This is a genomic window from Vibrio sp. 1CM7H (genome assembly GCF_023161645.1).
Classification (GTDB): Bacteria; Pseudomonadota; Gammaproteobacteria; order Enterobacterales; family Vibrionaceae; genus Vibrio; species Vibrio diabolicus.
Genome location: NZ_JALNTV010000018.1, coordinates 1 through 11,284, shown reverse-complemented (window position 1 = coordinate 11,284; position 11,284 = coordinate 1). Strand labels below are relative to the sequence as shown.

At 45.4% G+C, this 11,284-nt stretch carries 8 protein-coding genes and 2 tRNA genes; 4 read left to right on the top strand and 6 right to left on the bottom strand.

The genetic code is table 11. From position 1 onward, the window contains the following. Positions 1 to 163: 163 nt before the first annotated feature. Entirely contained in the window at positions 164 to 1,054 is an 891-nt protein-coding gene (gene ilvY / locus MSG33_RS23335; protein ID WP_248382303.1) for an HTH-type transcriptional activator IlvY, read from the bottom strand. Positions 1,055 to 1,197: 143 nt separating this feature from the next. Here ilvY and ilvC point away from each other — a divergent pair, with 143 nt between their 5' ends. Next, positions 1,198 to 2,682: a ketol-acid reductoisomerase gene (gene ilvC, locus MSG33_RS23330; RefSeq protein ID WP_109168648.1), complete on the top strand. Its 1,485-nt coding sequence runs from the start codon at positions 1,198 to 1,200 to the stop codon at positions 2,680 to 2,682. A gap of 185 nt (positions 2,683 to 2,867) precedes the next feature. Here ilvC and MSG33_RS23325 read toward each other — a convergent pair whose 3' ends face one another. From MSG33_RS23325 to MSG33_RS23310, 4 genes are all read right to left on the bottom strand, one after another. After that, entirely contained in the window at positions 2,868 to 3,119 is a 252-nt protein-coding gene (locus tag MSG33_RS23325) for an accessory factor UbiK family protein (protein WP_005398178.1), read from the bottom strand. Between the two features lie 131 nt (positions 3,120 to 3,250). Next, positions 3,251 to 6,373 carry a multidrug efflux RND transporter permease subunit VmeD gene (vmeD, locus tag MSG33_RS23320; RefSeq protein WP_104971107.1) on the bottom strand — a complete coding sequence of 1,041 codons (3,123 nt, stop codon included), beginning with the start codon at positions 6,371 to 6,373 and terminating at the stop codon, positions 3,251 to 3,253. A 12-nt stretch (positions 6,374 to 6,385) separates the two neighbouring features. Further along, positions 6,386 to 7,492 carry a multidrug efflux RND transporter periplasmic adaptor subunit VmeC gene (gene vmeC / locus MSG33_RS23315; RefSeq protein ID WP_005398173.1) on the bottom strand — a complete coding sequence of 369 codons (1,107 nt, stop codon included), beginning with the start codon at positions 7,490 to 7,492 and terminating at the stop codon, positions 6,386 to 6,388. A gap of 18 nt (positions 7,493 to 7,510) precedes the next feature. After that, positions 7,511 to 8,092 (bottom strand): TetR/AcrR family transcriptional regulator, encoded by a 582-nt coding sequence (locus tag MSG33_RS23310; protein WP_005398171.1) that lies wholly within the window; start codon positions 8,090 to 8,092, stop codon positions 7,511 to 7,513. Between the two features lie 168 nt (positions 8,093 to 8,260). Here MSG33_RS23310 and rep point away from each other — a divergent pair, with 168 nt between their 5' ends. Beyond that, the gene (gene rep, locus MSG33_RS23305) at positions 8,261 to 10,276 is read left to right on the top strand and encodes a DNA helicase Rep (protein ID WP_005398170.1); all 2,016 of its coding nucleotides are present in this window, start codon (positions 8,261 to 8,263) and stop codon (positions 10,274 to 10,276) included. A 73-nt stretch (positions 10,277 to 10,349) separates the two neighbouring features. Here the strand turns inward: rep and MSG33_RS23300 are convergent, their stop codons facing one another. Next, positions 10,350 to 10,763, bottom strand: a complete 414-nt coding sequence (locus tag MSG33_RS23300; protein ID WP_248382300.1) for a cytochrome c5 family protein — start codon at positions 10,761 to 10,763, stop codon at positions 10,350 to 10,352. Between the two features lie 335 nt (positions 10,764 to 11,098). On the opposite strand from MSG33_RS23300, the gene MSG33_RS23295 reads away from it, so the two are divergent. Both MSG33_RS23295 and MSG33_RS23290 read left to right on the top strand, forming a co-directional pair. After that, positions 11,099 to 11,175: transfer RNA gene (locus MSG33_RS23295), tRNA-Arg, on the top strand. A 34-nt stretch (positions 11,176 to 11,209) separates the two neighbouring features. Beyond that, a tRNA-His gene (locus MSG33_RS23290) sits at positions 11,210 to 11,282 on the top strand. Positions 11,283 to 11,284: the final 2 nt, after the last annotated feature.

The following is an 11,284-nucleotide window of genomic DNA, read 5'->3' as shown; positions in this document are numbered from 1 at the left end:
GAAGTGAAACGAAATAGCGCCGATGGTAGTGTGGGGCTTCCCCATGTGAGAGTAGGACATCGCCAGGCTTTAAATTTGAAAAAGCCCACTCGAAAGAGTGGGCTTTTTTGCGTTTCTGGGTTTTGAAAATTACCTAAGCACTCAGAACTCAAAACATCTATCGTTAAGGTGTAATGTATTTACTCTCCGCTACTTTCCAAAAAGCCTTCACTAATGGATTCTCTAACTGATTTTTGTTGCAGCAGACACCAAGTTCAAAAGGCTTAATTGGCAACACTTTTAAGCGATTTATCTTCTCTCTCACCGGGCTATTGTTGATCACGACATCAGGTGCGATACCTACACCGCATCCTAGTGCAACCATACTTACGATGGCTTCATGCCCTGACGTTTGCGCGTAGATATTCGGCTTTATTTTCATTTGTTTGAGCCAAGTATTGGCTCTATCTCTTGCTGTCCCTGCTTCTGGGAGAATGAATGGAATGACTGACCAGTTTGGTCTTTCTTTTTGTAGCTCCTCCGCAAATGAACTCACGCCGACAGGAGCGATGACAGAAAGCGGTATTTCACTGATCGTTTCAAATGCGATTTTGCTTGGCATCTGCTCAGATTTGGCTGAGATGGCAATATCGGCTTCACCTGCTAGAATTTTGTCGATCGCTTGAGCTGGATCGCCGGTTGATAGCTTAAATTCGATAAAAGGATGCTGCAGACGAAAATCAGAGATTAACTCTGGCAGGTGGCTGTAGCTTGCAGTAACCGAACAAAAGAGACGGATTTCTCCTTTCAACTCGTCCTCTGCTCCCTTTAGGTGACTTTGGTACTGCTGCCATTCGCCAAGAATTTTTAAGGCGACAGGAACCAGTTTTTTGCCTTGGCTCGTTAAATCAACACTGCGATTGTCCCGCAAAAATAATTGTTGGCCAGTTTCTTCCTCTAGCTTTTGTACTTGTCTGCTCAAGGCTGAAGGACTCACATGCATCGCTGCTGCGGTCTTAGCGAAACTTTTACTCTCACACAGATGAATAAAAAGTTGCAGGCTTTTGATATTCATTAAATCTTCATTTCCATGTTGCACAAATTGCAATAACTAATTGTGAATATATCACTTTAAGCAATTTAATGTCTGTTTTAGTATGAAGTTATTCGGTAAGGCAATTACCGACCTCAATGGAAGAATCTTAAAGGAGCACCCAGATGGCTAATTATTTCAATACCTTAAACTTGCGCGAGCAGTTGGACCAATTAGGTCGTTGTCGCTTTATGGACCGTAGCGAATTTGCTTCAGAAGCGGATTACTTAAAAGGCAAGAAAGTGGTCATCGTAGGTTGTGGTGCTCAAGGTCTTAACCAAGGTCTGAATATGCGTGACTCTGGTCTAGACGTTGCTTATGCGCTTCGCCAAGCAGCGATTGATGAGCAACGCCAGTCATTCAAAAACGCAAAAGACAACGGTTTTGAGGTAGGTAGCTACGAAACGCTAATTCCACAAGCTGACTTAGTAGTAAACCTTACTCCTGATAAGCAGCACACAAACGTTGTTGAGACGGTAATGCCGCTAATGAAAGAAGGCGCAGCGCTAGGTTACTCACACGGCTTCAACGTTGTTGAAGAGGGCATGCAAATCCGTAAAGACCTAACAGTAGTAATGGTTGCACCTAAGTGCCCGGGCACGGAAGTTCGTGAAGAGTACAAGCGTGGTTTCGGTGTTCCAACTCTTATCGCTGTTCACCCAGAGAACGACCCAAAAGGTGAAGGTTGGGATATCGCGAAAGCTTGGGCTGCAGCAACAGGTGGTCACCGTGCAGGCTGTCTAGAGTCTTCTTTTGTTGCTGAGGTGAAATCTGACCTAATGGGTGAGCAAACTATCCTTTGTGGCATGTTGCAGGCTGGTTCTATCGTATGTTACGAGAAGATGATTGCTGACGGTATCGAACCTGGCTACGCAGGCAAGCTTCTTCAATACGGCTGGGAAACGATCACGGAAGCACTGAAGTTTGGTGGTATCACTCACATGATGGATCGCCTAACGAACCCTGCAAAAGTGAAAGCATTTGAACTTTCTGAAGAGCTAAAAGAGCTGATGCGTCCGCTATACAACAAGCACATGGATGACATCATCACAGGTCACTTCTCTAGCACGATGATGGCTGACTGGGCAAACGACGATGCGAACCTACTAGGCTGGCGTGCAGAAACGGGTGAAACTGCTTTCGAAAACTACCCAGAAACTGACGTAGAAATCTCTGAGCAAGAGTACTTCGATAACGGTATCCTGATGGTTGCTATGGTTCGTGCGGGTGTTGAGCTAGCATTCGAAGCAATGACCGCTTCTGGCATCATCGATGAGTCTGCTTACTACGAGTCTCTACACGAGCTGCCACTTATCGCAAACACTATCGCACGTAAGCGTTTATACGAGATGAACGTGGTTATCTCTGATACGGCTGAATATGGTAACTACCTATTTGCTAATGTAGCAACGCCGCTACTGCGTGAAAAATTCATGCCTTCTGTTAGTACAGACGTCATTGGTAAAGGTCTAGGTGAAACGTCTAACCAAGTGGATAACGCGACTCTTATCGCTGTGAATGAAACAATCCGCAACCACCCTGTAGAATACATCGGTGAAGAACTACGTGGTTATATGACAGATATGAAGCGCATCGCGGTTGGTGGCTAATTTTCTTTGCTGCAAAGCGGAGAAAATATTAAATGAACTCCAGGCAGACTGGAGTGGTAAATACAAAATAAAACACAACATCTAATCAAAAGGCTTGGTCGCCGTTGACCAAGCCTTTTTGTTTTTAGCCGATTTATCTGCGCGCCGATAAGAAAAACGCTCCTTTGTGAGGAGCGTTTTAACACTTATTTTTCTGCAAGCTTCTCTTCAAGCTCCGCCAATTTCTGTTCCATTTCTGTCAGTTTTTGACGCGTGCGCAGTAAAACTTGAGTTTGAACATCAAACTCTTCGCGGCTTACTACATCTAGCTTATTCAGTTGGCCTTGGATTACTTGGCGAACCTTCTGATCAACATCAGAGCCCAACTCTTTTACAGGTTGAGGCATTGAGTCGTGAATCTGTTTAGCAATTTGCTCTAATTTCTTTGGGTCAAACATAGTGGCTAAAACTCCTTTTGATTTGCCCTCATTTTAAGTAAATGATACGTGAAAGTCGCCATTTAGATGGCAAAAAAGAGAGCGGCAATAAAAAAGGTCACCGAAGTGACCTTTTTGAATGCCTTAAAAGCTTATCTGTTATCCGCTAATTCACGGTGTGCTGCTTTCGCTTCATCAACTCGTGCTAACTTCTCCAAGTCTTTGTCTTCAACAAATACTGGCAGTGGTTTGTGTTTTTCAGCTAAGTAGCTGTAAATCACAGGTAGTACGAATAGTGTGAACAATGTACCGATTGCAAGGCCAGCAACGATGACGATACCGATACTGAAACGTTGCGCGGCACCTGCACCGGTAGCGTACATCAGCGGGATCAGACCTGCGATCATTGCTGCGGTTGTCATTAGGATAGGGCGAAGACGCACTTTCGCAGCCTCCATCACCGCATCAATACGAGACAGTTTATTATGTAACTGCTCTTCTTTGGCTACTTCACAGATCAAGATACCGTGCTTGGTGATCAGGCCGACCAGCGTGATCAAACCAACCTGCGAGTAGATGTTCATTGAGGCCGTACCCCACGCCAACGCGATCAAGGCACCACATATTGCTAGCGGTACAGATACCATGATGACAATAGGGTCGCGGAGTGATTCAAATTGAATCGCCAGAACGAGGAAGATGATCGCAAGTGCAAGACCAAAGGTTGCATACAAGGCACTACCTTCTGTCACAAACTGACGAGATTCGCCCATGTAATCGTGGTTATAGCCTGCAGGCAGTTTGGTTTGTGCGATGTCTTCAAACCAGTTAATTGCATCACCCATAGCAACGTTAGGCGATGGCACCGCACCTACCGTCGCGGAGTTTAGCTGGTTGAAGTGTGGCAAAGAGCGAGGCTCTGCTATCACATCAATCGTAATCAAGCTGCTTAGTGGGACGGCTTTACCATCAACAGAACGCACATAGTAGTTCTTCATCGACTCTGGGTTTAGACGCCATTTACGTTCAACTTGAGGAATCACTTCATATGATCGGCCGTTAAGGTCGATACGGTTTACATAGCCATCTGCCATCATGGTGCTGAGAGTGATACCTATGTCTTGCATAGTCACACCGTAGGCACCCGCTTTGTCTTTATCGATCTTAATCTTCATGGTTGCTGAATCGTAGTTCAGGTCTAGATCGGAGTAGACAAACATTGGACTACTTGCAACATCGGTCAGGATATCGCTAGCGATAGTAAACAAGCTTTCGAAGCTATTTGGTGTCGTAATTACAAACTGGACAGGTAGGCCTGAGCCCGCACCAGGCAGTTCTGGCATTTGGAACGCAGTGACAGACATACCTGGGACACTTGAAACTAGGCCTCCCACACGTTTTGTGATTTCAGATTGACTTGCTTCTCGTTCACTCCATGGCTTCAATGTTGCTAGACCAAACGCTTGGTTTGAGTTCGGCACACCGTTAAATACCTGAGCGTATTCTACTTCTGGCTGATCAGAGAGAATCTTATTCACGTCATCCATGGTGTTTTGGATGTAGTCCAAGTTCGCGTTTGATGGTGCGGTACCCATCAGAACAACTACACCTTTATCTTCGGACGGCGCCAGCTCACTAGGAATAAACTTAAACAGAATCGGTAAGCTCGCAAATACAATTATCGCAAATGCAATTACAACAGGACGGTGAGCCATGACTGCTGTAAGCATTTTCTCATAGCGATTGGTCATGCCATCAAGGATATGATGAACTTTTTGCTCAAACTTGCTCGGTTTTTCGTTCGCCTTCAGCATCTTTGAACACATCATAGGTGATAGCGTTAAAGCGATGATACCGGACACAAATACCGAACCTGCTAGCGTTAAAGCGAACTCTTTGAACAACGAGCCTGTAATACCGCCCATCAACGCGATTGGTGCGTATACCGCACCTAGCGTTAATGTCATTGCAATAACTGGCACTGCAATTTCACGCGTACCAATGATTGCTGCACGGAATGGTGATTCGCCCTCTTTGATATGACGGTCCACGTTTTCTAGTACCACGATCGCGTCATCCACCACCAGACCGATGGCAAGTACCATCGCCAGTAGTGTCATCAAGTTCCAAGAGAAGCCCATTGCCTGCATAACCATCGCTACACCAATCAAAGAGAGTGGAATAGTGACGATAGGAATGATGACCGCACGGAACGAACCTAGGAACAGTGTGATCACTACAAGTACGATAAGTGCCGCTTCAAGAATCGTTTTCACTACTTCGTGAATTGACTCGTTGATCGCAATGGTAGAGTCGTACATCACGTTCATTTTGATGTTACTTGGTAAGTTGCGCTCAAGTTGAGGTAATAATTCAAGCACATCAGCAGCGATGTTGATTGGGTTGGCACTTGGCGCGGCGTTGATTGCAGCAACCACGGCTTCTTGGCCGTTTGCACTTGCACGGTAAACGTCGTGACTCTTCTCAAGTGTTACCTTCGCGATATCACCTAAGCGAATAACGTCCCCTTCACCCGTTTTTACGACCAACGCTTCAAGCTCAGCAACGTTTGATACCTGAGTATCCGCGCTGCCGTTATAAAGCACGAACTCACCCGTCGCTTGACCCGTCGCAGATTGGTAGTTGTTGGCGTTAAGAACGCTCATCACATCCGTTGCAGTCAGCTTTAATGCGCCCATTTTTGCTGGATCTAGCCATACGCGCAGCGCGTATTTCATACCACCGTAAAGGTCGACTTTTGATACACCATTTACAGTGAATAGCTGTGGGTTGATTACACGCTCAAGGTAGTCGGTGATCTGGCTGGAAGACAACTCGTCACTGGTAAAACCAATATACAATACCGCGGTAGTTGAACCAGTCGACATCGTTACAGTCGGGTCTTCAGCTTCTTTTGGAAGCTGGGAACGTACCGAGTTGGTTTTCGCTAAGATGTCAGCCAATGCCGCGTTCGGGTCGGTATTCAACTTCATGTTGACGGTAATGGTTGATTTACCTAACACCGATTGCGAGGTCATATAATCAATATTATCGGCTTGCGCCACCGCTTGCTCCAAGGGCTGAGTAATAAAGCCCTGGATCAAGTTGGCACTTGCACCGTAGTAACTGGTGGTCACGGTGACCACTGTATTCGTCATTTCAGGGTATTCACGAACTTGCATTTTGAACACGGCTTGCAAACCAAGCAATGCAATCAAAAAACTGATCGATACCGCTAAAACTGGACGTTTTATAAAAACATCTGTAAAGCGCATGATGCCTCCAACTTAAAGCATTGGTGTTTCAGCAGGTGGGGTAGTTGCATCGCTTTCAACAATGCTTACTTTTGCGTGGTTACTTAAACGGACTTGACCCGATGTCACCACTACATCACCTGGCTTCACGCCTTCTAGAATGTGTGCGATATCTTTAGAGCGTTCGCCAACTTTTACCACATGCTGCTTAACGCGTTTCTCGCCATCTTCTTCCGTTACGATGTAAACATTGTCGCCGTATAGCGTAAACGTGATCGCAGTTTGAGGCAGAGTGACCTGATTTTCTAATTTAGGCAGAATGATGTTTGCACGTGCGAACATACCACTACGCAGTTTGCCATCACTGTTAGGGATATCTGCTTGAACCTGAATCAAACCACTTTGTACGTTAACCGCAGGCTCAATTGCAGAAATTGAACCTTTGAAAGGCTGATCTGGGTAGGCATCCACGAAGATATCCACTTCTTGGTCGATATTGATACGTGAAATATCGGTTTGCGGCACGGTAAAGCGTAAGCGCATCACGCTGGTGTCTTCCAGGCGAACAATATCGGTACCCGCTTGTAGGTACTGACCTAGGTACACGTTACGAATACCTACTACACCATCAAATGGCGCTTTGATCTCGCGTCGGTCGATGGTCGCTTTCAAGCTTTCAATGTCCGCTTTTAAGGAGAAGTAGTTCGCTTCTGCTTCGTCATACGCTTCTTTAGAAATAGAGCCTTTTTTAAATAGCCCTTGGTAGCGTTTGTATTTCGCTTCAGCTGCTGGCAACTTGGCTTGCGAGCTCTTTAAATTCGCTTTCTCAACGTCAGAGTCAAGCAGTACTAATGGCTGACCTGCTTTGACTTGAGTGCCGGAATCAAATGCGATTTTGTCGATAACACCACTGGTTTCGTTTGCGACCGTCACACCTTGGTTTGGTTCGATAAAACCGATAGCCTCGATCACTGGTACCCAATCAACCGCTTGTACTTCCGTCACGGTTACTGGGAACTCAGGTTCAGGACGGTTTGCCATGTATTCAGCAATCTTTTGTTGCTTAAATAAATTGAAACCTATCACGCTGCCGAACAAGAGAACGGCGATAAGTAACATAAAGAAAGTCCACTTTTTCATTCTATTAAGAACTCCAAGTTAGTGTTTAATAATTGCATCCCAACTGGCTTCAATAGCAGCTTCTAATGCCGCCTTATCCAGTTGATAAAATCCCAAAGCGTGTTTCCTAGCAAGCGCAACACTTGCCTCAAAACTCAATCCAGAAAGCACTTCGTTATCGAGAGGCTTGAATACGCCCTCTTCTTTCCCCTGATTAAAAAGAAGATCTACTTGGGCAAACATTTGTCTTTCAAGTTCCCGAGCTTTGCTACTATTTGAACAGGGTAGAGACTCATATTGAACTCGATTGCTGAGCGCATTTAAATTCGAGCTCGCTAGATTCCAAATATTGAGCCACATGGTTCGATATCGCTGTTTTAAAGGCATCTCTTCACTCACGCCCAGTTGCACAGCCGTAGCGACGCGCTTTGCAACGTTAAGGCGTAACTCCTCCAAAAGATGTTCTTTATCTGAGAAATAACGATAAATCGTTCCTGCTGCGACACCTGCTTCATTGGCGAGCTTTTGCATGGAAAGCCCTTGAAAGCCCGATTCAGCAATGAGTTGCTCTGCAGCGACTAAGATTTGTTCTCGCTTATCTACAGCAGGGTTATCCTTCATAATCCTACCACTAGTGAATGAACGTTCATTCATTATAGCTCAAATACCCGCCTTTTATGCAACAGAATGTTGCGCTTGTTGGTATGAAAATTACAAGAAATCAGCGTAGCTTTCACGAGGCCACCCCTTTATCATAGGCGCCACATTTATCACCCGCAGAGAATTTCTATGAAGCTGAACCCTAGTCAAGATGAAGCCGTGAAATACGTGTCTGGTCCATGCCTAGTGCTAGCTGGTGCTGGCTCGGGCAAAACTCGTGTTATTACCAATAAAATCGCTTATCTGGTTCAGCAATGTGGCTACAAAGCGCGTAATATTGCAGCGGTGACGTTTACCAACAAAGCGGCGCGTGAAATGAAAGAACGTGTCGGCCAAACGTTGGGGAAAGCAGAGTCTAAAGGTTTGATGGTATCAACGTTCCACACCTTGGGATTAAACATCATCAAACGCGAATACAAGCATTTAGGATTGAAAGCGGGCTTTTCACTGTTTGATGACCAAGACCAACTGGCGCTACTCAAGGAACTTACCGAAAAGCAGCTTGATGGTGATAAAGATCTGCTACGTCAGCTTCTGAGTTGTATTTCCAATTGGAAAAACGACATGTTGACGCCAGAGCAAGCCAAAGCGCGTGCGCAAGGTGAGCAGCAACAATTGTTTGCGTTCTGCTTTGATATGTACCAAAAGCAAATGAAAGCCTATAACGCGCTCGATTTTGATGACCTAATTTTGATGCCCGTCTTACTCTTGCGCAATCATGAAGACGTTCGTCAACGTTGGCAGAACCGTATCCGCTATCTATTGGTCGATGAGTACCAAGATACCAACACGAGCCAATATGAGTTGGTGAAATTAATCGTCGGTGAACGTGGGCGATTGACGGTCGTAGGAGATGATGACCAGTCCATTTATTCATGGCGTGGTGCGAAGCCTCAGAACCTAGTCTTGCTGGGGGAAGATTACCCGAATTTGCGATTGATTAAGTTGGAGCAAAATTACCGCTCTACGAGTCGAATCCTGCGTGCGGCCAACATTTTGATAGCCAACAACCCTCACGTCTATGAGAAGTCCTTATTTTCAGAAATTCCTGACGGTGAAAAACTCAAAGTGTTGTTGGCTAAAAATGAAGAGCACGAGGCTGAGCGTGTCACGGGGGAGTTGATAGCACACAAATTCTTGAATCGAACCGACTATCGTGATTACGCAATTTTGTACCGTGGTAACCACCAATCACGCTTAATTGAAAAGTCTCTAATGCAAAACCGTGTGCCGTATAAAATTTCTGGTGGCACCTCGTTTTTTGCACGAGCAGAAATTAAAGACATCATGGCGTATTTGCGTGTTTTGGTTAATCCAGATGACGACAATGCATTCTTACGTATTGTGAATACACCACGACGTGAAATTGGCCCAGTAACGTTAGAAAAGCTAGGCAGTTATGCCAATATGCGTGGGAAGAGCCTGTTTGAGTCGAGTTTTGAAATGGGGCTCGAACAGCACTTAACGGGACGCGGTCTGGAAAACTTACGTCGTTTCACCCAATGGTTAGTGGCGATTGCTGACCAAGCTGAGCGTGGTGATACCGTCGAAGCGGTTCGCTCGCTAGTTCGCGATATCCATTATGAAGATTGGCTATACGAAACTTCAGCAAGCCCGAAAGCCGCTGAAATGCGAATGAAGAACGTTTCTGATCTTTACTCCTGGATAGTGGCGGACCTAGAAGGTGACAACTACGATCAAGAAGAGAAAACGTTAAAAGAAGTCGTTCAGCGTTTGACCTTGCGTGACATGATGGAACGTGGCGAAGAAGATGAAGACAGCGATGCAGTACAACTGATGACGCTGCACGCATCAAAAGGCCTTGAGTTTCCATATGTATACTTAATTGGGTCTGAAGAAGGTATTTTACCGCACCAAACCAGTATTGATGAAGACAACGTCGAAGAAGAGCGTCGTCTGATGTATGTTGGCATTACCCGTGCGCAGCGTGAACTGACTTTCACTATGTGCAAAGAGCGTCGACAGTTCGGCGAGTTGATCAAACCGACTCAAAGCCGCTTTTTGGATGAGCTGCCATTTGATGACGTTGAATGGGAAGTGAATAAAAAGCCAGTATCAGCAGAAGAGCGTATGGCGAAAGGTCAGGCACACATTGCCAATATTCGAGCAATGTTTAAGAAGTAGAGTAACCTTGTGTTCACTGACTAAAAACAAAAAGGCTTGCCAGTTGGCAAGCCTTTTTCGTTGATGTCTTTACTTATAGACCTTCAATCATGTGGTCGATTGCTGCGATGATTTCATCGTCAGAACAGTCCATACAGGTTCCTTTGGCAGGCATCGCATTGAAGCCTTCTAATGCGTGCTTCACTAACGTCTCTTTGCCTTGTGCAATACGCGGTGCCCAGTCATCGGCATTACCCGTTTTAGGTGCGCCGTTTACACCAGATGCGTGACAAGCAATACAAAAAGTACCATAAACTGTGGCGCCATCACGTGGACCGGTTGGTTCTTCTTTCACTGGCTCAGAACCCGCTAGATAAACATCACCGACAGGTTGGATGCGTTCTGCGATCGCATCGTATTCAGTTTGGCTGATGTCAGAAGCTAAAGCTGCCGTAGAAAACGTTAAGGCAGTGAACAAAACGCTAATCATTTGTCGAGACATATCCATTAAACCCACTTCACATTCCCGAGGTAAGTGACTTACCTATTTATATAGTTAGAGTATTAATGCCGAGCAGAGAAATCACTAAATTCCACTGAATGGCATAGAATGATTAGACAACTTGGTTGCAGCTGTTAAATCAATGTAAATAATGGGTGATTATATCCCGATAACTTGTTGCAATAAACAACAAGTTATCCATGACAGGGCGTGAATCACATCAAAAATTCAGTTTAAAGGAAGATAACTGTCGAAAAAGAGACCAAACGATAAAAAAAGTAAAAAAAGTACTAGACGGCATAGTGTGATATCCGTATTATTCCACTCCGCCGATAGGGCATGCGCCCGTAGCTCAGTTGGATAGAGCGTTGGCCTCCGGAGCCAAAGGTCGAAGGTTCGAATCCTTTCGGGCGTACCATTGCCTCGGAGGATACATCGGTAAAAAATCAGTGGTGGCTATAGCTCAGTTGGTAGAGCCCCGGATTGTGATTCCGGTTGTCGCGAGTTCAAGTCTCGTTAGCCACCCC